Here is a 26,214-nt window from a genome sequence, read left to right as displayed (position 1 = left end):
GTGTCCGTCCTGGCGGGCGAGTTGCCGGCGCTCGTAGGCCCGGCAAGGGCCGCGAAGCGGGAGGCGCCGCCCTGTGTCCTCGTCTGAGCGACTCCCATCCCGGACATGGTCGTCCGTCATCCACTCATGGAGTTATAAAGGTGGTTGATGCATCCACGCTTGTTTGATGTGGATCAGGAGGTTAATGCTTGGCATGTGTCCAGAAACCTGGCCTTGATCACTGGTGACTCCTCGGTCGGCGGTGTCGCCTGCGCCGTGCCCTTGGCCGCCGACCGCGGCCTCCTCCCAATGTTCCTGTTGACGGGGCGAACGTCGCGCCGGACCCGGCGCCACTCTTGTCCTGCCGTCCTGAGGGAACGACAGCCCGCCGGAGCAACACTCATGGCACAACTTCGCGGACGGCTCGACCACCAACATGCCCCCCACCCGCCACCCGCACCCCATCGAGGGAGAGTGGACATGTCCACCGAACTTCCCGCCGAAGCAGAGACTTCCTCCGTCGGGCCCCCGCCCGCGCCCACCCGGCGTACCTTCATCGCCACGACCACCGCCGCAGGAGGAGTCGCTGTGGTGGGCGGCCTGGTCGCGGGGCCGCCCGCGCTCGCCGCCGAGGAAGCCGTGGCCGACGAGGTGCCGCCCGGCAGCCGTGTCTCCTTGGCTGTCAACGGCGTCCGGCACACCGTCACGATCGACAACCGCACCTCGCTGCTGGACCTCCTGCGCGAGCATCTCGACCTGACCGGCTCGAAGAAGGGCTGCAACGCCGGTGCCTGCGGCGCCTGTACGGTCCTGGTCGACGGCCGCCGGGTCAACTCCTGTCTGACGCTGGTGGTGCGCCTGGAGGGCGCCGAGGTCACCACGATCGAGGGCCTGGCGAAGGGCGATCAACTTCACCCACTGCAGCAGGCGTTCATCGATCAGGACGCCTTCCAGTGCGGCTTCTGCACGTCGGGCCAGATCGTTTCGGGCGTCGGATGCATCCAGGAGGGTCACACCGGCTCCAGGGCGGAGATCCGGGAGTGGATGAGCGGCAACCTCTGCCGCTGCGGCTGCTACGTGAAGATCGAGCGCGCGGTCGAGCAGGCCGCCGCCGGCCGGAAGGGCTGATCGCCATGCATCCCTTCACCTACGCCAAGGCTGCGGACACGCGTGAGGCCCTCAGCGCCGGTTGGCGTGGCGGGCGTTACCTCGCCGGCGGCACCACGCTCGTCGACTTGATGCGGGAGACCGTGGAGCGCCCCGGCGTGCTGGTCGACATCAGCTCCCTGCCGCTGCGCGAGGTCACTGTCACCGGGCGCGGGGGCCTGCGCATCGGCGCTCTGGTCCGCATGGCCGAGGCGGCCGCCCACCCGAAGGTGCGTGTCCTGTACCCCGTCATCTCCGAGGCGCTGGAGTTGAGCGCGTCGGCCCAGCTGCGGAACATGGCGACCATCGGCGGCAACATCATGCAGCGCACCCGGTGCACCTACTTCCGGGACGTGACTGCCGCCTGCAACAAGCGTGAGCCCGGCTCCGGGTGCGGCGCGCTGCACGGCTACAACCGCAGCCACGCGATCCTCGGCACCTCCGATCACTGCGTGGCCACCCATCCCTCCGACGTCGCCGTGGCCTTCGCGGCGCTGGAGGCGACGGTGCACGTGCTGGGCCAGGACGGGGAACGGCGTATCGCCTTCGCCGACTTCCTGCTGCGGCCGGGCAGCACCCCGAACCGCGAACAGGCCCTGCGCAAGGGCGAGTTGATCACCGCTGTGGAGATCCCCGCCCTTCCGCGCCCACTGAAGTCCGGCTACCTGAAAGTGCGCGACCGCCAGTCCTACGAGTTCGCGCTCACGTCGGCCGCGGTCGCGCTGCACATCAGCGGCGGCGTCATCCGAGAGGCGAAGGTCGCCGCCGGCGGCGTGGGCACCGTGCCCTGGAAACTGCCCGCCGTCGAGCGCCACCTCATCGGCGAACGCCCCTCCGACCGGCTGTGGGCGGAGGCTGCCGAGCACGCGGCCGAGGGGGCGCGCCCCCTCACCCGCAACGGCTTCAAGGCCGAGCTGCTCAAACGTGCCGTCGAACGCCAGCTGCGCACCGTAGGAGGCACCAAGTGAGCCAGCCGCAGGCAGCCGTCGGTGCAGCTGTGCCCCGGGTCGACGCACGGTTGAGGGTGACCGGGGGAGCGAAGTACGCCGCCGACAACAGTCCCGACGGGGTCGTGCACGCGGTCATCGTGGAAAGCAGCGTCGGTCGGGGCCGGGTCACCGGCATCGACACCCGCGCGGCCGAAGCCCAGCCCGGCGTCCTGAAGGTGATCAGCCACCTCAACGCGCCCAAGCTGCCGCCAGTGGAAGGGCGGTTCCCACCGGGCAAACCGCTGCGTGCCTTTCAGGACGACCGGGTCCAGTTCTTCGGACAGCCCGTCGCGGTCGCGGTGGCGACCACACTGGAGACCGCTCAGCACGCCGCGAGCCTGGTGAAGGTCTCCTACGACGCGGAGAACTCCTCGACCGACATCAGCGTCGCCGACGCCGCCGGCGAAACCCAGACCTATGCACGCGGCGACGCCGACCGGGCCCTGGACTCCGCCCCTGTCCGGCTGGAGTCGACGTACCGGACGGCCCGCAATCACCACAACCCGATGGAACCGGCCGGCATCGTCGCCCACTGGGACGGCGACCGGCTGACCGTCTGGGAGAAGACCCAGTACGTGCAGGGCACCGTGTTCACCTTGTCCGGCGAGTTCGGCATCCCGCCGGACCACATCCGCGTCATCTCGCCGTTCGTCGGCGGCGCCTTCGGCAATGCCGCACGCGCCTGGGTGCACTCCGTCATCGCGGCCATGGCCGCACGCGAAGTGCAACGCCCCGTGAAACTCGTCCTCACCCGCAGGCAGATGTACTTCACCGTGGGATACCGGCCCGCATACGAGTACGGACTGCGACTGGGCGCCGACCGAGGGGGCCGCCTGACCGCGTCGACGCACGACGTCCGCGCCGAGTCCTCCCGCTACGAGACGTACAGCGAAAGCGTTCTCGTTCCGGGCCGGATGCTCTACAGCACACCCAACGTCCGCCAGGCCTACGACCACGTCCCGCTGGACGTGAGCACGCCGTGGTTCATGCGTGGCCCCGGCTACGCCAGCGGCGCCTACCCCGTCGAGTCGGCCATGGACGAACTCGCCCACGAGCTGGACCTCGACCCGATCGAGCTGCGGCTGCGCAACGAACCGGCCGACGACGAGTCCAGCGGACTGCCGTTCTCCACCCGCCATCTGCGCGAGTGCTATCGCGCGGGCGCCCGTGAATTCGGGTGGCACCGGCGCAAGACCGAGCCGCGCTCGACGCGTGACGGTGACTGGCTCATCGGGATGGGCATGGCCGCCGGTGTCTACGACACCATGCGCAGCGAGGCCCAGGCCTCGGTCCGGCTCGACGCCGACGGCACTGCCCTTGTGCAGTCCGCGACCAGTGACATGGGCCCGGGCACGGCCACGTCCATGTCCCAGGTCGCCGCCGACGCCCTCGGCCTGACGATGCGCCAGGTGACCTTCCGGCTCGGTGACTCCCTCATGCCGCCGGCCCCCGTCCACGCCGGTTCGCAGACCATGGCCAGCGTCGGATCCGCCGTCCAGGCCGGCTGCGACAAGCTGCGCAGGCAGGCCATCACGCTCGCGGTCGACGACGCGGGATCACCGCTGCACGGCGTCGACGCCGCCGACATCGTCGTACGCGGCGGTCGGTTGTACGCGAAGGACGAGCCCGCCCGCGGGGAGACGTACCAGCGGCTCCTGGCCCGCAACGACCTCACCCATCTCGAAGTACTCGGCTCGTACGCCGGGCCGTCGGGTCCGGAGAAGTTCTCCCTCTACGCCTATGCCGCGATCTTCGCCGAGGTGGCCGTCGACGCCCGCCTCGGCCTGGTACGGGTTCGGCGCATGCTCGGCGTGTACGACGCCGCCCGGATCGTCAACCCGAGACTCGCCGACAGCCAGGCCATCGGAGCCATGACCGGCGGGATCGGGCAAGCCCTCCTCGAGCACACGGTCACCGATCACCGCGATGGCCGGATCGTCAACGCCAACCTCGCCGACTACCTCGTGCCGACCCACGCCGACATGCCCGACCTGAAGGCGATCTTCATCGACGGGCAGGACTACGAAGCCGACCCCATCGGCGTCAAAGGACTCGGTGAGGTCGTCATCGTCGGAGTGGCGCCCGCCATCGCCAACGCGGTGTTCAACGCCACTGGCCGCCGCATCCGCGAACTGCCCATCACCGCGGAAGCACTGCTCTGAGCCCCCGGGCGGCCGGTGTACCCCACAACATGCGGCTACCCGGGTACCAGGGCCGTCGTCGCGGTGTTCTCCCCTCGGGCGCGGCGACGGCCCGTTAACCCACACCTCACGGAAAGCCCCCCATGCTGAACATCACGGACACACTGCACGACTGGTGCCACGAGGGCCGGCCGTTCGCCCTCGCCACCGTCATCGACGTCAGAGGCAGCGCACCTCTGCCGGTCGGCACCGCACTGGCGGTGGACGCCGACGGCAACGCGGTCGGTGGCGTCTCCGGCGGCTGCGTCGAAGCAGCGGTGTACGAACTGGCCCGTCAAGTGCTGGCAGACCGCGCTGCCCCCGCACGCGCTGCCTTCGGATACTCCGACTCGGATGCCTTCGCCGCCGGGCTGACCTGCGGCGGGGAGATCGGTGTCCTGGTACAGCGCGTGGAGCCCGGCGCCCAACAGCATCTCGCCGTCGCCCTCGATGCCGTGATCGCGGGGCGTCCGTCGGCAGTCGCCCACGTCGTCGACGGTCCCGGTGAACTTGTCGGCCGTATGCTCCACATCCCCGCCGAGGGCGTCCACGACGGCACACTTGGGGTCGAGAGCGAGGACCGGGCGGTCCTGGCGCACGCGCGTGCGCTCCTGCGGGCGGGCCGTACCGCCTCGATCGAGGTCGGTGCCGGTGAGGGAGAAGGGAACCCGGACGACGGCAACTGCCCGCGCAAGCTCACCGTCCTCGTCCACGTGCACGCTTCCCGCCCCCGTATGTTGATCTTCGGCGCCGTCGACTTCGCCGCCGCTCTCAGCGGGGCGGGGAGCTTCCTCGGCTACCGGGTGACCGTCTGCGACGCCCGCCCGGTCTTCGCCACCCCGGCCCGCTTCCCGCACGCCGACGAGGTCGTCACCGACTGGCCCCACCGCTACCTCGCGGCCACGGAGACCGACGCGCGCACCGCCGTCTGCGTCCTCACCCACGACGCCAAGTTCGACATCCCCCTGCTGTGTCTGGCACTGACGCTGCCCGTCGGCTACGTCGGCGCCATGGGCTCGCGACGCACCCACGAGCGTCGCATCGACCTGCTCAGGGAAGCCGGCGTCTCCCAGGACCAACTGGCGCGTCTGCACTCACCGATCGGCCTGGACATCGGAGCCCTTACGCCCGAGGAGACAGCGATCTCCATCACGTCGGAGATCATCGCTCACACCAACCGCGGCACGGGACGGCCGCTTTCACACGGCACCGGCCCCATACACGTTCCCCGCGCAGCCTCCGCCCGGCCTGGTGACGGCGCCGTAACCTCCGCACAAGCGCTTCCGGCAGCCGCAGGGCCCCGGGTGCACCGAGTGGTCAGCGGTCGGTCACGCACCGGGGTGGACGCGGCCGACGACGCTCCCGCCGCGTAGCGGTGCACCGGCCCGCCCGGCGATGGCGGTATGGGAATGCGCCGCATGACCGCCGGCCGACAGGCGACTCACGAGGCACCTACCACCCGTGAAGCCACGCCGATCTCCAGGGGAGCAGGGGTCGGCAAGCCCTCCGTCTCACGCCTCCCGGACCACGTCGGCCACCTCGTCCAGCAGTGCCCTCAGCTGTGCGGCCTTCTTCGCACCGAGCTTCTCGGCGATCCGCCCTTCGATGTCCACCATCACGGCCTCGGCATCCCGCAGGGAGTCGCGGCCGGCGTCGGTGAGGTGCAACTCCTGCACGTGGCGGTGGCGCGGGTGCGGTCGCCGTTCCAGTTGACCCCGCTCCTCCAGACGGGCCACCTGGGAGGCCACTGCTTGCGGAGTGACGTTCAGGCGGCGGGCCAGCTCCGCGCCGGTCAGGCCGGGATCGGAGTGGACGGAGATCAGCAGGGTGTACTGCGCGGCCGCGATGCCCAGCGGTCGCAGCCGTTGGTCTTTCCGGGCCTGCACGGCCCACTCCGCCCGCCGCAGAGCCCAGGTCACCCGGGTCAGGTGCTCGGCAGGGATCGACCGTTCATCATCCTTTGTCACCCGGTGAGAATACGGCACCTGGTGCTTGTCAAGTACTTTATTTCCATCAAGCATGTGAATTACTCTTGATTTGAGCGGGCCACATGGTGTCAGTCCTCCCCACGGGCCACCTGGGAGGCCATTGCTTGGGGGACGCTCGATCGACGGGACCGTGGGCCGAGACCTCGCGAACCGCATCGGTCACTTGGTCGGGCAGCGCTCGTGCGGAACCTATGGGCTGACGGTGCGGCGTGGGTGGGTCGCGCTCCGCGGTGGCCGGATGCCTGCGCCGACCACTGCGGAGCCCACGAACACGGAAAGCACCGCAGGTGGGTGCGTAGTACCGCGGTACGACGAGTACGGCGCAGCTCAGCCTCCCGGTACCACTGGACCGTGGTGATTCGGCACCTAGCGTTGCCGGTGCGGCGTCGAAGGGACGGACGCCGGACCCCGAGAGAAAGAACGCGCATGATCGATGCACGGCAGTTGACCAAGAAATACGGCGAGAAGACGGCTGTCGACGAGCTGGACTTCGTCGTGAAGCCGGGCACGGTGACCGGCTTCCTGGGGCCCAATGGCGCGGGAAAGTCCACGACCATGCGCATGATCGTCGGCCTGGACGCACCGTCGAGCGGCTCCGTCACGGTGAACGGCCACCCCTACGCCCGCCACCAGGCGCCGCTCCAGGAGGTCGGCGCGCTTCTGGAGGCGAAGTCGATCCATCCGGGCCGTTCGGCGTACAACCACCTCAAGGCACTCGCGCTGACCCATGGCATTCCGGGCAGCCGGGTCGACGAGGTCATCGGCCTCGCCGGACTGGACAGTGTGGCGAAGAAGCGGGCCGGCGCCTTTTCTCTCGGGATGGGCCAGCGGCTCGGCATCGCGGCGGCGCTGCTGGGGGACCCGCAGACGGTGATGCTGGACGAGCCGGTCAACGGGCTGGACCCGGAAGGCGTGCTCTGGATCCGCAACCTGCTCAAGGGGCTCGCCGACGAGGGCCGGACGGTGTTCGTGTCCTCGCACCTGATGAGCGAGATGGCCCTGGTGGCGGACCACCTGATCATCGTGGGGCGCGGCCGGCTGCTGGCCGACACGACCGTGGCGGACCTGATCCGCGAGGCGGGCGGCGACACCGTGAAGGTGACGACCCAGGAACCGGCGCGGCTGCGGGACGTGATGGCCGGACCGGGCGTCGACGTCACCGGCCGGATCGGCTCCGAGGAACTCCAGGTGACCGGGCTGACCGCCCGCGAGATCGGACTAAAGGCCGCCGAACACGGGATCGCGCTGTTCGAGCTGAGCGCGCGAACCGTGTCACTGGAGGAGGCGTTCATGGACCTGACCAGGGATGCAGTGGAGTACCACGGCACCACGACCGGGATCGAGACCATCGAGGCCGCCGGGAGGCCCGCGTGAGCACCCTCACCGCAACCGCCGAGAAACCGCGCAGTACCCCCGCCCGACCCGTCTACCGGGTAACCGGACGGCGCGTGCTGGCCTCCGAGTGGGCCAAGCTGTGGTCCCTGCGCTCGACCTGGATCACCCTGGGCCTCGGCCTCCTGTTCCTGGTGGCCTTCGGCCTCATCGCCGCGAGCCGCTACAAGTCGGGGATCGACTCCGGCAACCTGGATTCGGACTTCGCCGATTCGACGACCGTCAGCCTGTCCCTGTTCGGCACGAACTTCGCCCAGCTGGCCCTGGGCGTGCTCGGCGTGCTGGTCACGGCGGGGGAGTACTCGACCGGCATGATCCGCTCGACGCTCGCGGCGGTGCCCCGCCGACTGCCCGTGCTGTGGTCCAAGGCTGCCGTGTTCGGGCTGGTCGCCCTGGCGGTGGGGACGCTGGGTGCGTTCGTCACCTTCCTGATCGGGAGCGGCATCGTCTCGGGCACGCCCGCGGCCATGAGCTTCTCCGACGCAGGTGTCCTGCGGAGTCTGCTGGGCGCAGGGTTGTACCTCGGCCTGGTCGGGGTGATCGGCGCAGCCCTTGGCGCACTGCTGCGGTCGGTGGCCGGCGGGATCTCGGTCCTGGTGGCTTCCCTGATGCTGATCCCCGGACTGATCTCACTACTGCCGAGCTCCTGGCAGAACGACATCAGCCCCTACCTGCCGTCTAACGCGGGTGAGGCGATGTTCGCCCTGACTCACGACTCCACGACCCTGTCGCCGGGCGCGGGACTTCTGGTGTTCCTCTGCTGGACGATGGCGGTGCTGGGCGGCGCGGCGTACCGGCTCGTACGCAGTGACGTCTGACATCCGCACCATGAACAGGTGACGTCCGTGACCACCGATGACATCAGCGGGATGGGACCGCTGATCGCCCGACTGTCCCGGGGCGCCCAGCGGCTGCGGCAGACCGATCGGGCCCATCCTTGGGTGCTGGACACCGCGGTCGTCGTCCTCGTCTTCCTGATGTTCTGCCTGCCTGACCTGATCCACGGCGGCGCGGACGACGGAGACAGCCCGCGCCGGTTTCGGCTCGCTTTCACCCACCTTCCCGTCGCGGGCATGCTGGTCCTGCAGGCGGGCCTGGTACTGCCGCTGCTGTGGCGGCGGCGCAAGCCCGCGGTGGCCTTCGGCGTCATCGCCGCGGTGTTCGTCCTGCAGTGGTCCCTGGGCGCCGCGCTGCGCGCGGACATCGCCCTCTTCGTCGCGCTGTACAGCCTGGCCCTGCACGGGCGGCTGCGGCAGCTGCCGTGCGCCTGTGCGGCCATGGCGTTCGCCATGGCACTGGTCGCGGTCCGAGCGTCCTCGGCCGTGTCCGTCTGGGACGCACTGTTCTTCCTGCTGAGCACGGCGACCGCGGCCCTGGCGCTCGGCATGATGGTCCGGATCCGCCGCGCCCAGCTCGCCGGACTGCGCGAGAGGGCCGCCCAGTTGGAGATCGAGCGCGACCAGCGCAGCAGGCTGGCCACGGCCACCGAACGCACCCGTGTCGCCCGCGAGATGCACGACATCGTCGGCCACAACCTGTCCGTCATCATCACGCTTGCTGACGCAGGCGCCTACGCCACGGATATCCAACCCGCGCGAGGCAAGGAGGCCCTGCTGCTCATCGGCGACACCGGCCGACAAGCCCTCAGTGAACTGCGGCGTGTGCTCGGCGTGCTGCGCGAGGCCGGTGGCGGTCCAACCGGTGGGCCCGAGCTCAGCCCGCAGCCCGGCATCCTGGACCTCGGCGCCTTGTGTGCCACGGTGCGCACTGCAGGACTGGAGGTCGTCTACCGGACCTCCGGCGACGTCGACGCCCTGGACAGCGGGGTGCAGTTGACGGTGTACCGCATCGTTCAGGAAGCCCTCACCAACACCCTGAAGCACGCCGCACCCGACACCCGGGTACACCTGGCGATCCTCGTCGAGGACAGTCGGCTGACCGTTCGGGTCCAGGACACCGGCCCGGACACGCCCGGACCGCCGAACGAGGAAGGACATGGCCTGGTGGGCATGCGGGAGAGAGCGGCCTTGTACGGCGGCGACGTCAGCGCGGGACCGACGGCCGGCGGGGGATGGAGCGTCGAGGCCGTCCTCGACCTCACGCCGGGAAGCGGCGGTGACCGATGACCACCGTGCTCATCGTGGACGACCAGCCGCTGCAACGCTACGGCTTCCACCTGCTCCTGGACTCCGTCCCCGAGACCGACGTCGTCGGTGAGGCCGCCCATGGAGCCGAGGCCGTCCGCAAGGCCGCCGAACTCCGCCCGGACGTCGTCCTGATGGACGTCCGCATGCCCGGCATGGACGGCATCGAGGCCACCCGCCGCATCGTCGCCGCCGGCGGCCGCTCACACGTACTCGTGCTCACGACGTTCGACCTCGACGAGTACGTCCACGCCGCCCTGCGGGCCGGCGCGAGCGGGTTCCTGCTCAAGGACGCGCGTCCCGAGGAACTCCTCGCCGGGATCCGCGCGGTCGCCGTCGGCGACGCGGTCATCGCGCCCGCGCTCACCCGCCGCCTCCTTGAGGAATACGCCCAGTACGTCCCCTCCCACAGAACCGACTCGGCCGAAGACCCGAGGCTCACCTCCCTGACCGACCGTGAACGCGAAATCCTCGTGGCCGTCGGCAAAGGCTGGACCAACAGGGAGATCGCCACGCGGTTCGTGCTGTCCGAGTCCACGGTCAAGACACATGTCGGCCGTGTCCTGGCCAAGATCGGAGCCCGCGACCGCATCCAGGCCGTGATCTTCGCCTACGACCACGGCCTCGCCCGGCCCACCGCGGACTGAACCGACGAGCGGCGGCCTGGAGGAACGCCGTCGGCCTGGGAACCGGGCGCCGACGAGTAGGTCCGAATGCGGGGTTCTCAGGCGGAGGCAGAGGTCCCCCCAAGCGGCCTGCCTGCAACAAAGCGTCTACCGACCGCGCCGGGCTTGGTCAATCGGGCCATCCGACCTTGACGGCGGACACCTCCATACGCCCACTCGCGAGAGACCGTCAAATGCTCCGACCTGGCCGGCGGTGCGGTCTGCCAGTGTCCGGGGGCCTGACGACTTCAGGATCGACGATGACCCGCACCTGGCATCCCATCGGCCAGGCCTGCGCATCCTGGCTGGCAAGGGCCGCGCCGCCACCGAACTCGACCACATCCGGTGCAGGAACCGTTCGCGGGCCTCCCGTACGGCCGACGAGTGGTCGAGTCGCTCGTACGACGCCCGATGCGGCGAGTCCATCACCGCGACGAGTAGTACCCGTGGACATTGTGTCGGGCGACCCCTGCTGCCGCGCTGATGTCCGCCGTCGCAGTGCGTGGAACGTGCCACCACTTCCGCGGCGAAGGATTTCCAGGGACTCCTCGCCGGGGCCCGGTGGGCACAGCACTCCTTCCTCCCGCTCAGGGGCGGCCTGCCGGGTGTCTACACTCACGGGAGACGGGGTGAACTCACGGGAGGAGTCGGGATGCCGCGGAACCGCCAGCAGATCCCCCGGGAGGAGCGCACGGGTGATCTGCTAGCCGCGGCCACCGAGCTCTTCCTGGCGAAGGGCTACGACAAGACGACGATGGCGGACATCAGTGCCGCCGCCGGCGTGGCCCGGGGCAACGTCTATTGGTACTTCGACTCCAAGGACCACATCTTCGCCGCCGTCATCAACCGCATGCTCAGTCGCGAGATCCGCATCCTGAACGAGGAGCAGGCCGGTGCCGACCCACTGAGCCGCCTGGTGCGCGGGCTGTCAGACATGCGCTACTCCCGGCCACTGCACCAGGCCATGCACGACCGGCTTCCCCATTCGGAGGCAGTTCGGGAGGCCCACAACACCTTCCTGAATTGGATCGTCGGACTGGTCGACGAGTTCATGGCCGAGCGCGGCCTCGACGACTCCCCTGGCATCGATGCCGAGCTCGTCCGTGATGTCGCGGTCGCCGTCTTCGAAGGGGCGCACGTGCCCAATGACTGGAACAGACCGGCCCACGAGATGATCCGGTTTCTGTTGGAGTCGGTCGTGGCCAGGAGTTCAGCGGCCAAGGGGCGGAAGCGCTGAACGCAGTACCTCAGACGAGGTGAGGCCCGACTCCCGCTGACACCGCCCTCCCCGCGCCGGCCTCTTCCGCGTTCCGGGGCGGAAGCGTCGCTCCGCGCAGCATGTCGAGCACGGCGGCGGGATCCGCGGGAGCCTGCCTGCCCCGCCAGCCGACGTGACCGTCCGGGCGGACGAGCACCAGCGGCCGCTCGTACAGCTCCTTGGCAGCCGGGTCGGCGAGGCGCAGCACCGTCAACGGCACATCACGTCGGCGGTCGGCCTTCACCAGAGGCGTCGGGGCCGCGGAACCCGAGACCACGAGCGTGAACCCGCGGCCGAAGTGGTCGAGCACCGAACTGCCGTCGGGCATCCAGGCGTGCGGTGCCCGGCAGCCGGGCCAGGTGGACGGGATGTAGTCGTCCGGCTCGTCGGGTGGCTCCGGGGTGCCGTCCGGTACGCAGACCGGGGAGCCGCTGTAGCGGTATCCGAGCTGGACTCCTGTGCAGCGGAACTCCTTGGCCCGGGACCGGCGGATCTCCTCGCCCGTCTCACGTCGGAGCCGATCGCCTTCAGCGTCCATGCGTTCGAGCACTGGATCAGGGACGAGCTGCGCATCGGCCTTCCAGTTGCTGAAGGCTTCCGTGACGTTGCGGACGGCGATCGGCCGCCGCTCCTTTTCGTAGCTGTCCAGGAGCGCCGGGCCTCCCCAGCCCTGGAGTGTCGCGGCGAGCTTCCAGCCGAGGTCCACGGCGTCACCGATCCCGGTGTTGGCGCCGAATCCCCCCTTGGGCCACAGCAGATGTGCCGCGTCGCCCGCGAGGAGCACCCGCCCCTCACGGTAGGTGCGGGCCACGACGCGGTGTCCGCTCCAGGGCTGTGCTGCGAGAATCTCCACGTCGATCGGAGCACCGACGGCCTCGTATATCCAGGCCACTGCGTCGTCGAGGCCGGGCTCCTCGTCCAGGTAGACCGAGAGCCGCCACTCGTCCACGCCGTTGACGATCGTGATGTACGGCCTGAGCGCCGACGACAAGGTGTGGATCTGCACCGCGGGGCCACCCAGATTCTCCCGCAGCAGGTCCAGCAGCTGCGGCGCACGGAAGTGCACAGCGAAGTTGTGCCCCTGCGCGAACATGCCCTCGAACTCGATGCCGAACGCCCGACAGATACCTGGTGGCCTCCGTCGCAGGCCACCAGGCACGTGCCGGCCAGCGTCTCGGTGGCGCCGCTCGCCACGTCTCGCACCAGGGCCACACCGTCGGAGTCCTGCTCCATCGTCTCCAGGCAGGTGCCGTACCTGATCTCGACTCCTGGCAGTTCACTGGCTGTGCGTGCGAGCAACGGCACGAAGGAGAACTTGGACAGGAACGCGGGACCCTCCGGGGTCAGCGAGCTGTACACGCCCGAAGACCGGTTGCTGACCCCGAAACCGAAGTCGGTGAGGACGCGCCCCGTGGCCGAGGTGGGATCGCTTCACCTGCTGGAAAGGGCGCCTGGCCGTCGCCCTGATCGATCACGGTGACCGGTATACCACGCCACCCGAACGCGGTCGCGAGGGCGAGGCCCACAGGCCCTGCTCCCATGACCAGGACACGCCGGGATGCGGCTCTCTCGTGCTGGTCAGACATTGAAGTTCTGCCTTCCTGAGCAAGGGTCGGACCGCTCATGATCCCGTCTCTTGAACCAGGGTCAGAATTACACGCGCATGTCGTTGTATGGAAGACCTGGGAAAATGCAAGACTATTGACCGATCGTGTGCAGTGCTACGCTCGTCCTCGGTTCAAGAGGCAGGGAGCGTCATGGTGACTCCCGCTGATCACGGCGATGCCGGGAGCCACTGTTTGGCTCTGATTGTCGGATACCACCACGACATGGACAGAGGCCGGATCGCTGCCGGGATCGACCTGTTAGCAGACGGCAGACCGTCCACGTGACTGCCGACAAGTGGCAGCCCGATGGTGCTTACGTCCTGGACCGCGTCCAGTGGCGCATCACGCGCCGTACCTCAAGGCCGTTGCGCCTCACAGATTGACGGGCAAGGAGGCCCTCGCGATGACGACGACCCCTCAGACCGGGACAGGGGCCAGCGGGTCACAAGCTGTCGCGCTGCAGTTCTCGGAGCAGGTGCTCAAGACCGTGCGCTACGACGACATGGCCGCCTTCTGCACCCACGCCCTCGGGCACGGCCCCTTCTGCGCCGGTGACGTGCAGAAGGGCCGTTTCCCCGGCCGAGCGGCCAATGTCACCGCGGCCAAGAGCTTCGACACCTTCACCCCCAGGGGCTCGCCCCTGGTCACCCTGGACGAATTCACCCACCCGAACCACCCACGCCAGGACGCACGCACCTCGCAGCTCATCCACCCTGTTCCAGCGCTGGTCTCCTATCTGTCTCGGCAGACGACCCTTGAACCCGGTGACGTGATCAGCACCGGAACCCCGGCCGGCGTCGGCCACAGGCGGGGACTCCTCCTGCGGTCATGCACCGAGGTGTGTACCGAGATCGAAGAGGTCGGCGCCGTCGTCCGCATCTGCGCCTGATCGACAGGGCGCGTCGGGGCGGCGTTCCAGCCGGAGGAACGGCGCCCTCACCACAGATTCCGGCAATGTACGGAGGACATGACGACATGAGTGCAGAAGCCAAGAACAGCTTCGGTGGCGGAGACCCGTGGGGGTACATCCAGCCGTGGGACGAGGAGCGTTTCGGTCCGGAGGTCCACGACATCGAGCAGCGGGTGAAGTGGGAAATGGCCATGGCCATCGCCGGTGGCTTGCCGTACATCTGGCAGGAGCTGGCCCGGCCGATCTCCGAGATCGTCTACGGTCTCCTCGAACTCCGTGCCGGAGACCGGGTTCTGCTTATCGGTGAGGGCATCGCTCCCGCCGGGTGGGTTGAGGACATGCGGGCCCTGGTGGGACCGGAGGGCGTCATCGACACGGTGGAGATCATCAAGGACGGACGAAACGCCGTCCTGGGCAAGGTCCCCGGCCGGAACGGCCAGGTTGGCTGCTGGCGCTGGTCGTACACGGATTCGGTGGACGACGAGGCATACGACTGTGTCGCCGTGCTGCAGGCGACACAGCACTGTGACGACTGGCACGAGACGGCCGCGGACCTGCTGCGGGTGATGAAGCCCGGCCGGCGCATCGTGCTGGCCGAAGCGGTCCTGAAGGGAGCGACGTTCTACTCCCGTATCGACTCCGACGTCCACCTCAGGCAGTGGTTCGACAAACTCTTCGGGCACGTCCCCGCGGACGACATCCCCTATTACTCCGGAGAGCAGATCCGCGAGGCGTTCGGGGACAAGGTCGACAGTCCTCAGCTGATGGAATGGAAGGGCATCGAGATGTACTGGGGCCGAAAGAGGTGACCACTACCACTGCCTTCAGGCAACAGGTTGCGGCGCGCATTCCCGCTCCGTCACCCGAGTCGATCCACTCATTTTCCCAAGGACAAGGAGGTCCCGGTGAGTGTCGTTGAAGACGTCTTGGTCTTGGGCTCCGACCATCCGTTGCGCAGTATCGTGCGCGACGAGCACCTGCTTCTCTCGCCGCCGCATCCCCCGAAAGTGCCCGTCAAGCTGTGGGGGGAGCACCCGCCGCTGACCGTGGTGCACTACCCGCAGTACTACGAGCCGGAAGCGTTCGCCCCGCCGCGCGGCGTCTACGAGAACGACGAGATCCGCGTCGAGTGGCAGAAACTCGACGGCCGGCAGCCGTTCTACCACCGCAATTGCGACGTCGACGAGATCTCGTACCAGATCGGCGGCGAGCGGACGCTGATGTCCGAGCTTGGCGTGATCGAGTTCCAGTCCGGTGAGTTCTCCCGTATCCCGCGCGGCGTCGCTCACGACAACTACGGTCGTGAGGACAGCCATTTGCTGTTCTACATTCCCGCACCGGTCACCGAGCTGGCGCCGGCTCAGCGGGAGTCCGGGGCCGTGTTCCCGCCGTTCCCCGGCTGGCAGCCCGGCAAGGCCAACGAGGCGATCACTCAGTGCATGGCCGCGCTCGGCCACGACATCACCGTCTTCGGGGTCGACGAACAGCTCCTGCTTGAGCAGGTGCACCAGGAGGACCGGCGGATGGCGGTGCTGCGGGCCGATCCCGGTCAGGACGTCACATGGCTGTACTCGACCGATCGCATCCGCCTCGGCATGGTCACCACCGTCCCGGGCGGAGAGCGCCGCTACCGGCGCACCCTCGACGCCGACGAGATCCAGTACCAGGCCCACGGCCACCGCACGCTGATCACCCAGCGGGGCGTCGTCGACCTTGAGCCGGGCGACTTCGTGCGCATCCCACTGGGCATCTCCCACACCAGCGTCGTGAACGAGCCCGGAGACTACGTCAGTCTCCTCTCGCACCAGGAACTGCCCCAGGTCGCCGAGACCACGCGTACGGCGGACGCCCATACCGCCGAACGGCTATCGAGCCTCACCGTGGAGGTCCGCTGATGGCCACGATGCTTGCCCTGCGAGCGCACCAGGGTGCCGAAGCGCCTGTCCTGGAGGAGGTGCCCGTTCCCGAGCCCGGCCCGCTCGACGTGGTCGTGAAGGTCGCCTCTGCCGGCCTGGCGCCGGGCATCATGCGCCTGCTGCGCATGGGGGCGCTCAAGCATCTGCCCACCACCCTGGGCCACGAGGCCGCAGGCGTCATCTCCGCCGTCGGCCGCGACGTCACGGGCCACGCGGTCGGTGACAGGGTGCGGGTGCACCCGCTGCTGAACTGCCGCGAGTGCGACTACTGCCTTACCGACCGGGACATGATGTGCGCCCAGCAGGCCATGCTCGGCCACGCCGCCTTCGGCGATGCGCCTATGCCCCTGTACGAGCAGTACCACGACGGCGGACTCGCGGAGTACGTCCGTGTCCCGCACTGGCTGATCGATTCCCTGCCGGATTCCGTCGGCTTCGACGTCGCGGCCAAGGTCCAGGATCTGGCCAACGCCGTGCGCGCACTCAAGTGCGCCGACCTTCCGGAACGGGCCACCATCGTGGTCACCGCCGCGACCGGCACCATGGGAACCGCGACGGTCAAACTCGCGGAGCACTTCGGCGTCGCCCGTCTGATCCTCGTCGGCCGCGACACCGACCGTCTCCATCGCGTCGCCGCGCTCGCCGGCGGCGTACCGGTCGGCGTCGTCGCGCTCGACGAACTCCCCGAGAACTGGTCGACCGACGGCACTCTGACCCATCGGCTGCGTGAGCTGGCCCCCGAGGGAGCCCATGCCGTCATCGACTTCATCCCGGAGGGCCCCGCCCTCGGCCAGACCATGGCTGGCATGGCCACCGGCGGCACACTCGTGCACATGGGCGGCAACTCCACCCCGCTGGCGCTGCCCCCCATCGCTCTGATGATGCACTGCTGGCGCTTCGTCTCCACGCGCGCTTACACCCGCCAGGACGCAACGGAGGTCCTGCGTCTGCTGGCGACGGGCGCCCTCACGGCAGACGAACTCATCACCCACCGGTTCCCGCTCACCGAAGCGCTCGAGGCCATGGACGCGATACAGCAACGGGTCGACGACCCCATGTGGATGACCGTGATCAATCCCTGACCCGACGCACCAGCACGTCACGGCTCCGCGGAGTCACCTCACAACAGCGAGAGGAAGCCGGAAAGTGTCCGAATCAGGAGCCGCACGCAGCCAGGAGCCGCACCTGATCGCTGTGATCGCGGGGTGCCCCTATGACTTCGGCCAAGGGGTGATCGGGGTTGGTGGTTGGTAGAAGGCGCCGTCGCGGAGTATCGCGAAGAGCACGTCGGCTCGGCGGCGGGCGAGGCAGAGGATGGCCTGGGTGTGGTGCTTTCCCTGGGCGATCTTCTTGTCGTAGTAGGTGCGGGAGGCCGGGTCGGCCAGCGCGGCGAACGCCGAGAGGAAGAAGGCTCGCTTGAGCTGCTTTTTTCCTCGACCACGGGACGGGCGGGTCCGGCGAGCCGGTGGCCGGTCTGCTCAAGCCCGGGAATGCCGTGAGTAACACCGCCGCCGATCACATCACGGGCACCCAGCTGGCCCTGGCCCAGCTGCCCAAGTCCTATCGGCGCGGGCGCGGGACGCTGATTCGCACCGACTCCGCGGGCGGCACCCACGAGTGCGTGGCCTGACTTGCGAAACGCGGACGGTGGCTGTCTTATTCGGTCGGCATGACCATCACCGACGCAATTCACCAGGCCGTACTCACGGTGCCGCTCGCGGCATGGACGCCGGCCGTCGAGCCGGACGGAGAGATCCGTGACGGAGCCTGGGGCGCAGAACTCACCGGCGGCATGCTCGACGGCCGGCCGATGGGGATGCGGCTGGTCGTCCGGAAGGAACGACCGCACCCCGGCGCCCAGTTGAGGATCACAGATGCCGACGGCAGGCGGATCACGTGCTTCGCCACCAACACCACCGGCCGGCCCATCGCCGACCTCGAACTCCGCCACCGCTTGCGGGCACGGGCCGAGGACCGCGTCCGGGCTGCCCGGGCGACCGGCCAGCGGAACCTGCCCCTGCACGACACCGCGCAGAACACGGTCTGGCTGGAGATCGTCCAGATCGCACTCGACCTGCTGGCCTGGACGCCGATGCTTGCACGAAACGACCAGGCCCGGCTCTGGGAGCCCTGCCGCCTGCGGCTCCGCTTGTTCAGCCCGGCCGACCAGCTCGTCACCAGCGCCCCCGGACGGCTCGATCATCTGCCCAACCCCGTCTGACCAGTAATTTTCCGTCCCTGCGAGCAGCACCACGTCTCCGGAGCAGTGGAACTCCGCGCCCACCCGACACGTCAGTCGGGCCACCGGCCTGCTCGCCAACAGCCACGGAACGCGAAACGGTCCGCCGACTCACTCGGCAGACCGTCACGAAAGATCGAGGCTGGTTCCTTCTCAGCCTGACCTTGTCGGTCCGGTGACGGCGGGAATTGCGGCCACGGTGGCGTTTCCCCTGTCGTCGGCGTTGTTGTTCAGGAGGTGGGTGCTTCCTCGGCGTCGTAGCCGTAGATCCAGCCGTTGCGCACCAGCGGATCGGATTCGGCCAGAGCGGCGTCGCGAGCCTGCTGCGCGGGCCCGTCGGGCAGGTGGTTGATCTCCCTGCGGGCGTGACTGATCTCCTGCAGGCGTGTGGTGCGTTCGATTCGCGCCGCCTCGTACCTCTTCAGCGCTTGCTCGGGATCGTTCGTATACGCGGTCAGGCAGCGAGCCAGTACCGCGGCGTCCTCGATCGACTGGGCCGCGCCCTGGGCGAAGAAGGGGAACATGGGATGCGCGGCGTCACCGAGCAGGGTGATCCTGCCGCGGCTCCAACACCGTAGTGGCGCCCGGTCCAGCATCGCCCAGCGCCCTGGTACACCACCGGCGGTGATCAGGTCCGTCACCCGCGGGTCCCAGTCGGCGAACTCGGCATGGAACTCCTCGATCGTGGCCGTCGTACTCCAGGACTCGTCGGTGTAATCCCCGGCTGGGGCGAACGCGACGACATTGACGGCCTGCCCACCGGCGACCGGATAGTGCACGAAGTGCCGTCCGGGCCCGAGCCAGAGGGTCTGGGCGCGGCGCAGGGCGAAGCCGGGCGCGGCTCGGGCGGGCACGATGGTGCGGAAGGCGCAGATACCGGAATACGTCGGTGGTGAGGGCTCGGTCACCGAGTTGCGGACGACGGAGTGCACGCCGTCGGCGCCGATGACGATGTCCGCCTCGACCTGGCTGCCGTCGGCGAAGCGCAGCAGAACGACGTCCTTGCGTGTGTCGACCGCTGTGCAGCGTGCGCCCAGGCGGACCCATTCGCTGGGCACAGCCGCCCTGAGGGAGTCCAGCAGGTCGGCACGGTGCACGACGTAGGTGCGCTCGCCGTAGAGCCGCTCGCACACGCCGCTGAGTTTCTCGACCGAAAGCACCCCACCGTTGGTCCAGCGGCGGAACTCCCAACCCCAGTCCAGCGGTACGGCCCGGCGGAGGAACTGGTCCATGGCGCCGAGGCGCCGCAGGAGCCGTACGGCGTTCGGAGCCATCACGAGCCCGGCGCCGACCTCGGTGAGTGCGGGCGCCTGCTCGTAGACGGTGGCCGTCAACCCCGCGCGGCGCAGGAAGGCACCGGCGGCCAGACCACCGATGCCACCCCCGATGATGGCAATGCGCGGACCCGGCACGGTGGCAGGCACTGATGTACTCCTCTGGCTCGTCGGTGGCCAATGAACTGGCCACCCCAGATCGTGACTGGCGCCCTGTGCCGCGGGAACGGTTGTGTTCATTGAACGGACACCGTTTGCCATGGCGTCGTTATCTGCGTCGGCAAGATGAGCGGTATTGCACACCGAGGAGGCCGTACCTTGTGCCACGGTCCGGCGAGCCCGGCAGGACGGTGAGTTCCCGCCCGTTGGAAGTGCTGTTCGCGTTCCAGCCCGGGCACACTGCGCTCAGCCTCGCCGACCTGGTGCGTAAGACGGGCATGCCGCACGCCACGGTGCGGAGACTGGCCATGGAACTCGCCGATTTCGGCGCGCCGGATCGTCGGCCGGACGGCAGATTCACGGTGGGATTGCGGCTGTGGCAACTCGGGACCCTGACCCCGCTCACCGAATCGCTGTGCGCGATCGCACCCCCCTGTGACGTGTCCAATGAGGACGACCCCGAGAGTGGCTGAGGCATATCGGTGCCAGAGCTGCGCGATTGCTTCCTGGAGGACCTGGCGTTCCGGGCATCTCCGTGGAACTCGTGGCGGACCGATCTCGCATCGCCACCGTCGCGGGCTTCGCGCGTGGGTCCCGGGCGGGCATCAAACTTCTCGGCGGCGTGCCCGGCGCCGATGTGGGGACGGACTCCGCGCCGCTGCCCGCCTGCAGTTCACCGAGGCCGTGGAGGCAGGGCGACTGCGGGTCCTGATCGCCGGCAGTTACCCGCTTCGCGAGGCTGCTGCCGCCCTCGCCAGATCATGACCGGTCACACCAGCGGAAAGGTCGTCCTGGTGCCGTGGCCAGACCAGACCCGTGCTGCCAAGCGACGACCGTTGACGGTCGCCAAAGCTTCGATCGGCAAAGCGAGGCGTCTGTGTCCCCTGCTCACGGGCAGGGAACACAGACATGTCTGTGCCATGCAGTCATCTCGCACAGTCTCTTGGCAAGATCCCTTCGTTGCCATCGGGCCGCTCCAGCTCGCTGTCCACACTCAGTTGAGACGAGCTGAACACGTCAAGGAGCCGGGATGCCGCGGAACCGCCAGCAGATCCCCAGTGAGGAGGGGACGTCAGCGCCGCCGCCGGGGTGGCCAGGGGAAATGTCTACTGGTACTACGACTCGAAAGACGACATCTTCGCCGCGGTGATGGACCGGATGCTCAGCCGCGAGATCCGTACCCTCGTCGACCAGGCCCACGATCCAGTCCAGGAAGGTGTTGCGGGCGGCCCGAACCGCCTCGGAATGCGGAGGCCGGTCGTGCATGGCCTGGTGCAACGGCCTGTACAGGCGCATGTCGGACAGCCCGCGCACCAGCCGGCTCAGTGGGTCGGCGCCCGCCTGCCCGGCGTTGATGTCATGGCCGAATGCGGCCTCGACGGCGAACCCGACATCGATGCCGCGCTCCTCAGCGATGTCGCGGTCGCCGTGTTCGAAGGCGCGAATGTGCCCAATGACCGGAACAGACCGGCACACGAGATGCTCCGTTTCCTGATGGAGTCCACCCTGGTCGGCCGGTCACCGATCAAGGGGCGTGACCACTGATCGCGACGGTCAGAGGTGGCGAGTACCGGCTTTCGCCGGGACAGCCCGGGTCGCCATGACCGAATCAGCGGCTGGATTCCCGGTCTCTGCCCCGCGCAGCCGGTCGAGTACCGTGACGGGGTCGGCAGGAGCCTGCTCGCCCCGCCACCCGACGTGCCCGTCGGGGCGGACCAGTACCAGCGGTCGCTCGTAGAGCCTCGCCGCGGCCGGATCGGTCAGGCGGAGCACTTGCAACGGCACCCCACGCTGGTGCGCGGCGTCCACCAGCGAAGAGGGGTCCGACGCCCCCGAGACCACGAGCACGAAGCCGCGGCCGAAGTGGTCGAGCACCGAACTGCCGTCGGGCATCCAGGCGTGCGGTGCCCGGCAGCCGGGCCAGGTGGACGGGATGTAGTCGTCCGGCTCGTCGGGTGGCTCCGGGGTGCCGTCCGGTACGCAGACCGGGGAGCCGCTGTAGCGGTATCCGAGCTGGACTCCTGTGCAGAGGAACTCCTTGCCCCTCCACCGGCGGATCATCTCGCCCATCTCACCGCGGGCCCGGTCGCCCTCTGCGCCCCCGCGGCCGAGTGCGGCGTCGGGTTCGAGCTGGGAGTCGGACCTCCAGTTGGTGGATGCCTCCGTGACGTTGCGGACGGCGATCGGCCGCCGCTCCAGTTCGTAGCTGTCGAGCAGCGCGGGGCCTCCCCAGCCCTGGAGGACCGCGGCGAGCTTCCAGCCGAGGTCGACGGCGTCGCCGATCCCGGTGTTGGCGCCGAAGCCTCCCTTGGGCCACAGCAGATGCGCCGCGTCACCCGCGAGGAACACCCGCTCCGCACGGTAGCTGCGGGCCACCACGCAGTGTCCGCTCCAGGGCTGGGCGGCGAGTATCTCCACGTCGATGGGCGCACCGACGGCCTCGTGTATCCAGGCGACCGCGTCCCCGGGCTGCGGCTCTTCGTCCAGGTAGACCGAGAGCCGCCACTCGTCCACGCCGTTGACCACCGTGATGTACGGCCTGCGTGCCGAGGACAGCGTGTGGATCTGCACCGCCGGGCCGCCCAACCGCTCCCGCAGCAGGTCCGCCAGTTGCGGTGCGCGGAAGTGCACCGCGAAGTTCTGTCCCTGCGCGAACATTCCCTCGAACTCGATGCCCAGCGCTCGCCGGACGCTGCTGCGGCCACCGTCGCAGGCCACGAGGTAGTCGCCGGCCAGCGTCTCGGTGGCGCCGCTCGCCACGTCTCGCACCAGGGCCAGGACACCGTCGGAGTCCTGCTCCATCGTCTCCAGGCGGTTGCCGTACCTGATCTCGACCGAGGGCAGACCTCGCGCCGTCCGTTCGAGCAACGGCAGGAACGAGAACTTGGAGAGGAACGCGGGGCCCTCCGGTGTCAGCGGGCCGTACGCGCCCGGAGATCGGTTCGTGACCCCGTAATCGAATTCGGCGAGTACGTGACCCGTCACTGACGTGGCGAACACCGTCCGGTGCCGGTAGTCCGTGGGCGGTGCCGACTCCGCGCGCGCCTCTTTCGCGCAGCCCCAGCGCCGAAGGTGTTCCATGGTGCGGGAGAAGATCGCCTCGCCCGCGGGGAAGGGCACGTGGCCGTCGCCCTGATCGATCACCGTCACCGGCACACCACGCCACCCCAGTTCGATCGCGAGCGAGAGACCCACGGGCCCCGCCCCCACGACCAGGACACGCCGAGATCCGGCTATTGCGTTGCGGTCAGACACAGGGGACCTGCCTTCCTGAACACGGCTTGGACCAATCGCGACCCAAGCTCTTGAACCCGAGTCAGGTTCGCATGCGTGGGCCGCTCAATGGAAGGGTCAAATAAACAAGCATCTATCAGCCCGAAGAATGCGGTGCTACGGTTGACCCCGGTTCAAGAGATGGGAGCGACGTCGTGGTGTCTCCGGTCGACCGAAGTGATGCTGTGGGCCGCTGTCGTGCCCTGGTTGTCAGCTACCACCGCGACATCGACAGTGGCCGGGCCACCGCCGGGATCGGCGCTTTCGCCGACGACGCGGAGTTCGAGGCGCACGGCCGGGCCTTCCGCGGGCGCGAAGAGATACTCGGGTTCCTCAAGGCGCGAGAGGCCAACGCCGGACGGCAGACCGTCCATGTGCTCGCCAACGAGGTCGTCACCGCTCAGGGCGACGGAAGCGACGACGAGCGGGTCGAGATGCAGAACATGGTTCTGCTGCACGTCCGGCAACCCGACGGCGCCTACGTCTTGGACCGCGTCCTCAACACCGTCCACCGGTTCCGCCACTCGGGGGGACGGTGGCGGATCACGCATCGCACATCGAGGCCGTTGCACCCCACCGTCTGACGGGCAAGGAGGCCCCCACGATGACGACGACTCCCCAGAGCACGGCCGCCCCCTCGGCCACCGAGACCCAGGCTGTTGCGCTGCAGATAGCCGAAGTCGTGCTCAAGACCGGCCGCTACGACGACATGGCCGCCTTCTACACACACGTACTGGGACACGGCCCGTTCTACGAGCGGACCCCGGACCCCGACGCCCCGCCGCGGCCCGCGGGGATGCCCGAACGAGCGGTCGATGTCCGGCTGGGCTTCTTCCGCGTGCATGACGCCCCGCACACTCAGGTCCTCGCGCTGTTCGGCATCGACCGCCTGCTCGGCACCGACGCCTCCGGGCCGGGGCTGCATCACTTCCAGTTCGGTGTCGGCTCGTTGGGCGAACTGGTCACCCAGTTCGAGCACATGGCGTCCATGGGAGCCCGCCCGCACCGTGCCGCCAACCATGGCCAGGCCACCAGCTTCTACTACCGCGACCCGGACGGGAACATCGTCGAGTTCTCCTGTGCCAACTTCGCCACCACTGAGGAAGAGGTGGCCTTCATGTCCGGGCCCGTCTTCGCGGCGAACCCCTCGGGCCTGGAGCTCAACCCCGACCGCTTCGTCGCCCGCTACCGTGCCGGTGACCCCGAGGACGAGCTGCTGCGCCTCGACAACCAGGCGGTGGCCCTGTGACCAGGCTCGTCAGCACGGCCAAGGGGATCGGCAGGCTGGAGGACGACGGCGAATCCGTCGCCTTCCTCGACCTCGACGCGACAGACATCGGGGCGGCCCTGCAGGCCGGCATCGACCTCACCGCCATCGCCACGGCGGCGGTCCGTGACCGTGTACCCACGGCCCAGGCCCAGCTCATCGCGCCCCTCCCGAGACCTTCCAAGATCTGGGCGGTCGGTTACGCCTACGCGGGCCACCGCACCGAGGTGGGGTACGCCGGCACGGCGGAGGATCCGGTCATCTTCCTGAAGGCTCCGTCCTCGGTGATCGGCACGGGAGAGCGGATCCGTTTCCCGAAGGTGGCTCCGGACGAGGTCGACTACGAAGGCGAACTCGCGGTCGTGATCGGCAGGCGCGCCACCGACGTGTCGGAGGCGGACGCGTACTCGTTCGTCGCCGGCTTCACGATCTGCAACGACGTCAGCGCGCGCGATGTCCAGAAGGGACGCGTTCCTGGCCGGGCCGCCAACGTCACCGTGGCCAAGAGCTTCGACACCTTCACCCCCATGGGCCCGGCCCTGGCCACTCTTGACGAGTTCGCCGACCCTGATGACCTGCACCTGCGCACCTGGGTCGGCGGCGAGCTCCGCCAGGACGCGCGTACCTCACAGCTCATCCATCCGGTTTCCGCGCTGGTCTCCTACTTGTCGCGGCAGACGACCCTCGAACCCGGCGACGTGATCGCCACCGGGACCCCGGCCGGGGTCGGGCACAAGCAAGGCCTGTTTCTGCGGACGGGTGACGAGGTCCGGATCGAGATCCAGGGCATCGGCACCCTCGTGAACACCTGCGCCTGACGCGCAGAGGCCAACCTGAGGATGCCGGCGCCGTGGCGTCCTCGAAGTCAGCAAAGCCAATTGTGGAGGCTCTCGCACGTGCGACAGCCCAGTCGTTGGAGGCATTCAGGTGAGCAGCGAAGTCAAGAGCAGTTTCGGCGGCGGAAACCCGTGGGACCACATCCAGCCGTGGGACGAGGAGCTTCTCGGGAAGGACGTCCACGACATCGCCCTGCGACACAAGTGGGAGATGGCCCTGTCGGTGGCCGGTGGGCTGCCCTACATCTGGAGGGAGCTGGCCCGGCCGATCTCCGAAATCGTCTACGGTCTCCTCGAACTCCGCGCCGGCGACAAGGTCCTGCTCATCGGCGAGGGCATCGCCCCCGCGGGGTGGCTGGAAGACATGCGGAAGATCGTGGGACCGGACGGCGCTGTGGATGAGGTGGAGATCATCCACGACGGGCGGAAGGCGGTCCTGGGCCGGCTCCCCGGACGCAATGGTCAGACCGGCTGCTGGCGCTGGGACTACGCCGACTCGAAGGCCGACGAGGAGTACGACTGCGTCGCGGTGCTCCAGGCGACCCAGCACTGCGACGACTGGGCGGAGGCGGCCCGGGACCTGCTGCGCGTGATGAAGCCGGGCCGCCGCATCGTGCTGGCCGAGTCGGTCCTGAAGGGGCCGGCGTTCGACGCGCGCATAAACTCCGACGTTCATCTGCGGCAGTGGTACGACAAGCTGTTTCAGCATGTGGGCGTGGAAAACATTCCCTACTGGTCCGGCGAGGAGGTCCGCGAGGCGTTCGGAGACACCGTCGAGAGCCCGCAGCTGCTGGAATGGCGCGGAATTGAGATGTTCTGGGGTCGAAAGAAGTAACAGCACCGGCACGCACCCATCATGCCGGAAAGGCTGCGCATGGATAGGAAGCCGGAAATCGACCCCTTCCTCGAACGAAGCCCCTCCCCGATCCTGCTGAGTTCCGGGCAGTGGGATCGGCTGACAACCTGAGCCGCATTACGCGACGCCACCCCGA

At 68.8% G+C, this 26,214-nt stretch carries 23 protein-coding genes and 4 pseudogenes; 20 read left to right on the top strand and 7 right to left on the bottom strand.

The genetic code is table 11. The features are described from left to right. Nucleotides 1-459 precede the first annotated feature (459 nt). The 4 genes from ACIBK4_RS25340 (at nucleotide 460) to ACIBK4_RS25325 (ending at nucleotide 5,667) form a co-directional block, all read left to right on the top strand. Nucleotides 460-1,107 carry a (2Fe-2S)-binding protein gene (locus tag ACIBK4_RS25340; RefSeq protein WP_398997786.1) on the top strand — a complete coding sequence of 216 codons (648 nt, stop codon included), beginning with the start codon at nucleotides 460-462 and terminating at the stop codon, nucleotides 1,105-1,107. A 5-nt stretch (nucleotides 1,108-1,112) separates the two neighbouring features. Then, nucleotides 1,113-2,093: an FAD binding domain-containing protein gene (locus tag ACIBK4_RS25335; RefSeq protein ID WP_398997784.1), complete on the top strand. Its 981-nt coding sequence runs from the start codon at nucleotides 1,113-1,115 to the stop codon at nucleotides 2,091-2,093. After that, a complete protein-coding gene (locus tag ACIBK4_RS25330) occupies nucleotides 2,090-4,276 on the top strand; it encodes a xanthine dehydrogenase family protein molybdopterin-binding subunit (RefSeq protein ID WP_398997782.1) in 2,187 nt (728 codons plus the stop codon). The genes ACIBK4_RS25335 and ACIBK4_RS25330 overlap by 4 nt, the downstream gene beginning before the upstream one ends. A gap of 122 nt (nucleotides 4,277-4,398) precedes the next feature. After that, complete coding sequence (locus ACIBK4_RS25325; RefSeq protein ID WP_398997780.1) at nucleotides 4,399-5,667, top strand: XdhC family protein; 1,269 nt, start codon at nucleotides 4,399-4,401, stop codon at nucleotides 5,665-5,667. A gap of 138 nt (nucleotides 5,668-5,805) precedes the next feature. Here the strand turns inward: ACIBK4_RS25325 and ACIBK4_RS25320 are convergent, their stop codons facing one another. Then, nucleotides 5,806-6,261, bottom strand: a complete 456-nt coding sequence (locus ACIBK4_RS25320) for a MarR family winged helix-turn-helix transcriptional regulator (RefSeq protein WP_398997778.1) — start codon at nucleotides 6,259-6,261, stop codon at nucleotides 5,806-5,808. A gap of 447 nt (nucleotides 6,262-6,708) precedes the next feature. On the opposite strand from ACIBK4_RS25320, the gene ACIBK4_RS25315 reads away from it, so the two are divergent. The 5 genes from ACIBK4_RS25315 (at nucleotide 6,709) to ACIBK4_RS25295 (ending at nucleotide 11,720) form a co-directional block, all read left to right on the top strand. After that, the gene (locus tag ACIBK4_RS25315; RefSeq protein WP_398997776.1) at nucleotides 6,709-7,656 is read left to right on the top strand and encodes an ATP-binding cassette domain-containing protein; all 948 of its coding nucleotides are present in this window, start codon (nucleotides 6,709-6,711) and stop codon (nucleotides 7,654-7,656) included. Continuing rightward, the gene (locus ACIBK4_RS25310; RefSeq protein WP_398997774.1) at nucleotides 7,653-8,492 is read left to right on the top strand and encodes an ABC transporter permease; all 840 of its coding nucleotides are present in this window, start codon (nucleotides 7,653-7,655) and stop codon (nucleotides 8,490-8,492) included. The genes ACIBK4_RS25315 and ACIBK4_RS25310 overlap by 4 nt, the downstream gene beginning before the upstream one ends. Nucleotides 8,493-8,519: 27 nt before the next feature. Next, nucleotides 8,520-9,800 carry a sensor histidine kinase gene (locus ACIBK4_RS25305; RefSeq protein ID WP_398997772.1) on the top strand — a complete coding sequence of 427 codons (1,281 nt, stop codon included), beginning with the start codon at nucleotides 8,520-8,522 and terminating at the stop codon, nucleotides 9,798-9,800. Then, entirely contained in the window at nucleotides 9,797-10,465 is a 669-nt protein-coding gene (locus ACIBK4_RS25300) for a response regulator (RefSeq protein ID WP_398997770.1), read from the top strand. Before ACIBK4_RS25305 ends, ACIBK4_RS25300 begins: the two co-directional genes overlap by 4 nt. 670 nt (nucleotides 10,466-11,135) lie before the next feature. Beyond that, entirely contained in the window at nucleotides 11,136-11,720 is a 585-nt protein-coding gene (locus ACIBK4_RS25295; protein WP_398997768.1) for a TetR/AcrR family transcriptional regulator, read from the top strand. Nucleotides 11,721-11,730: 10 nt separating this feature from the next. Here ACIBK4_RS25295 and ACIBK4_RS25290 read toward each other — a convergent pair whose 3' ends face one another. From ACIBK4_RS25290 to ACIBK4_RS25280, 3 genes and pseudogenes are all read right to left on the bottom strand, one after another. Beyond that, nucleotides 11,731-12,834: an FAD-dependent monooxygenase gene (locus tag ACIBK4_RS25290; protein WP_398997766.1), complete on the bottom strand. Its 1,104-nt coding sequence runs from the start codon at nucleotides 12,832-12,834 to the stop codon at nucleotides 11,731-11,733. 44 nt (nucleotides 12,835-12,878) lie between these two features. After that, nucleotides 12,879-13,100, bottom strand: a pseudogene (locus ACIBK4_RS25285) (FAD-dependent monooxygenase); the annotation flags it as partial. Continuing rightward, on the bottom strand, nucleotides 13,085-13,282 hold the full coding sequence (locus ACIBK4_RS25280) for a hypothetical protein (protein ID WP_398998273.1): 198 nt from the start codon (nucleotides 13,280-13,282) through the stop codon (nucleotides 13,085-13,087). The gene ACIBK4_RS25280 and the pseudogene ACIBK4_RS25285, both read right to left, overlap by 16 nt. 469 nt (nucleotides 13,283-13,751) lie before the next feature. Here ACIBK4_RS25280 and ACIBK4_RS25275 point away from each other — a divergent pair, with 469 nt between their 5' ends. From ACIBK4_RS25275 to ACIBK4_RS25260, 4 genes are all read left to right on the top strand, one after another. Next, nucleotides 13,752-14,237 (top strand): fumarylacetoacetate hydrolase family protein, encoded by a 486-nt coding sequence (locus ACIBK4_RS25275; protein ID WP_398997764.1) that lies wholly within the window; start codon nucleotides 13,752-13,754, stop codon nucleotides 14,235-14,237. 86 nt (nucleotides 14,238-14,323) lie between these two features. Further along, the gene (locus ACIBK4_RS25270) at nucleotides 14,324-15,067 is read left to right on the top strand and encodes a hypothetical protein (RefSeq protein WP_398997762.1); all 744 of its coding nucleotides are present in this window, start codon (nucleotides 14,324-14,326) and stop codon (nucleotides 15,065-15,067) included. Between the two features lie 96 nt (nucleotides 15,068-15,163). After that, nucleotides 15,164-16,153: a hypothetical protein gene (locus tag ACIBK4_RS25265; RefSeq protein WP_398997760.1), complete on the top strand. Its 990-nt coding sequence runs from the start codon at nucleotides 15,164-15,166 to the stop codon at nucleotides 16,151-16,153. Beyond that, nucleotides 16,153-17,256 (top strand): alcohol dehydrogenase catalytic domain-containing protein, encoded by a 1,104-nt coding sequence (locus ACIBK4_RS25260; protein ID WP_398997758.1) that lies wholly within the window; start codon nucleotides 16,153-16,155, stop codon nucleotides 17,254-17,256. Before ACIBK4_RS25265 ends, ACIBK4_RS25260 begins: the two co-directional genes overlap by 1 nt. Nucleotides 17,257-17,385: 129 nt before the next feature. Here the strand turns inward: ACIBK4_RS25260 and ACIBK4_RS25255 are convergent. Then, nucleotides 17,386-17,634, bottom strand: a pseudogene (locus ACIBK4_RS25255) (IS110 family transposase); the annotation flags it as partial. Here ACIBK4_RS25255 and ACIBK4_RS25250 point away from each other — a divergent pair. Beyond that, nucleotides 17,604-18,371, top strand: a pseudogene (locus ACIBK4_RS25250) (transposase); the annotation flags it as partial. The pseudogenes ACIBK4_RS25255 and ACIBK4_RS25250 sit on opposite strands and share 31 nt — an antisense overlap. Before the next feature lie 272 nt (nucleotides 18,372-18,643). Here ACIBK4_RS25250 and ACIBK4_RS25245 read toward each other — a convergent pair. Then, entirely contained in the window at nucleotides 18,644-19,837 is a 1,194-nt protein-coding gene (locus ACIBK4_RS25245; protein WP_398997756.1) for an FAD-dependent monooxygenase, read from the bottom strand. 221 nt (nucleotides 19,838-20,058) lie between these two features. On the opposite strand from ACIBK4_RS25245, the gene ACIBK4_RS25240 reads away from it, so the two are divergent. Next, nucleotides 20,059-20,319 carry a helix-turn-helix domain-containing protein gene (locus ACIBK4_RS25240; RefSeq protein ID WP_398998271.1) on the top strand — a complete coding sequence of 87 codons (261 nt, stop codon included), beginning with the start codon at nucleotides 20,059-20,061 and terminating at the stop codon, nucleotides 20,317-20,319. 607 nt (nucleotides 20,320-20,926) lie between these two features. Beyond that, nucleotides 20,927-21,391 (top strand): annotated as a pseudogene (locus tag ACIBK4_RS25235) (TetR/AcrR family transcriptional regulator); the annotation flags it as partial. Nucleotides 21,392-21,400: 9 nt separating this feature from the next. On the opposite strand, the gene ACIBK4_RS25230 reads toward ACIBK4_RS25235, so the two are convergent. After that, nucleotides 21,401-23,101, bottom strand: coding sequence for an FAD-dependent monooxygenase (locus tag ACIBK4_RS25230; protein ID WP_398997754.1), 1,701 nt, complete (start codon nucleotides 23,099-23,101; stop codon nucleotides 21,401-21,403). 203 nt (nucleotides 23,102-23,304) lie between these two features. Here ACIBK4_RS25230 and ACIBK4_RS25225 point away from each other — a divergent pair, with 203 nt between their 5' ends. The 4 genes from ACIBK4_RS25225 to ACIBK4_RS25210 all read left to right on the top strand — a co-directional run bounded on the left by ACIBK4_RS25225 (nucleotide 23,305) and on the right by ACIBK4_RS25210 (nucleotide 26,057). Beyond that, nucleotides 23,305-23,703, top strand: coding sequence for a nuclear transport factor 2 family protein (locus ACIBK4_RS25225; RefSeq protein ID WP_398997752.1), 399 nt, complete (start codon nucleotides 23,305-23,307; stop codon nucleotides 23,701-23,703). A 20-nt stretch (nucleotides 23,704-23,723) separates the two neighbouring features. Then, nucleotides 23,724-24,368: a VOC family protein gene (locus ACIBK4_RS25220; protein ID WP_398997750.1), complete on the top strand. Its 645-nt coding sequence runs from the start codon at nucleotides 23,724-23,726 to the stop codon at nucleotides 24,366-24,368. After that, nucleotides 24,365-25,204, top strand: coding sequence for a fumarylacetoacetate hydrolase family protein (locus ACIBK4_RS25215; protein ID WP_398997748.1), 840 nt, complete (start codon nucleotides 24,365-24,367; stop codon nucleotides 25,202-25,204). Before ACIBK4_RS25220 ends, ACIBK4_RS25215 begins: the two co-directional genes overlap by 4 nt. Nucleotides 25,205-25,313: 109 nt before the next feature. Next, nucleotides 25,314-26,057 carry a methyltransferase domain-containing protein gene (locus ACIBK4_RS25210; RefSeq protein WP_398997746.1) on the top strand — a complete coding sequence of 248 codons (744 nt, stop codon included), beginning with the start codon at nucleotides 25,314-25,316 and terminating at the stop codon, nucleotides 26,055-26,057. Nucleotides 26,058-26,214: the final 157 nt, after the last annotated feature.

The organism is Streptomyces sp. NPDC050528 (assembly GCF_044457795.1).
In the GTDB taxonomy this organism is placed as follows: Bacteria; Actinomycetota; Actinomycetes; order Streptomycetales; family Streptomycetaceae; genus Streptomyces.
The sequence above is the reverse complement of the archived record's forward strand: the minus strand, read 5'-3'. Positions and strand labels throughout refer to the sequence as shown.

Coding starts and splice junctions, on each gene's coding strand:
- ACIBK4_RS25300 (WP_398997770.1), top strand. CDS start 9,797: ATGACCACCGTGCTCATCGTGGACGACCAGCCGCTGCAACGCTACGGC.
- ACIBK4_RS25275 (WP_398997764.1), top strand. CDS start 13,752: ATGACGACGACCCCTCAGACCGGGACAGGGGCCAGCGGGTCACAAGCT.
- ACIBK4_RS25295 (WP_398997768.1), top strand. CDS start 11,136: ATGCCGCGGAACCGCCAGCAGATCCCCCGGGAGGAGCGCACGGGTGAT.
- ACIBK4_RS25280 (WP_398998273.1), bottom strand. CDS start 13,282: ATGGGAGCAGGGCCTGTGGGCCTCGCCCTCGCGACCGCGTTCGGGTGG.
- ACIBK4_RS25220 (WP_398997750.1), top strand. CDS start 23,724: ATGACGACGACTCCCCAGAGCACGGCCGCCCCCTCGGCCACCGAGACC.
- ACIBK4_RS25290 (WP_398997766.1), bottom strand. CDS start 12,834: ATGTTCGCGCAGGGGCACAACTTCGCTGTGCACTTCCGTGCGCCGCAG.
- ACIBK4_RS25340 (WP_398997786.1), top strand. CDS start 460: ATGTCCACCGAACTTCCCGCCGAAGCAGAGACTTCCTCCGTCGGGCCC.
- ACIBK4_RS25315 (WP_398997776.1), top strand. CDS start 6,709: ATGATCGATGCACGGCAGTTGACCAAGAAATACGGCGAGAAGACGGCT.
- ACIBK4_RS25335 (WP_398997784.1), top strand. CDS start 1,113: ATGCATCCCTTCACCTACGCCAAGGCTGCGGACACGCGTGAGGCCCTC.
- ACIBK4_RS25260 (WP_398997758.1), top strand. CDS start 16,153: ATGGCCACGATGCTTGCCCTGCGAGCGCACCAGGGTGCCGAAGCGCCT.
- ACIBK4_RS25270 (WP_398997762.1), top strand. CDS start 14,324: ATGAGTGCAGAAGCCAAGAACAGCTTCGGTGGCGGAGACCCGTGGGGG.
- ACIBK4_RS25325 (WP_398997780.1), top strand. CDS start 4,399: ATGCTGAACATCACGGACACACTGCACGACTGGTGCCACGAGGGCCGG.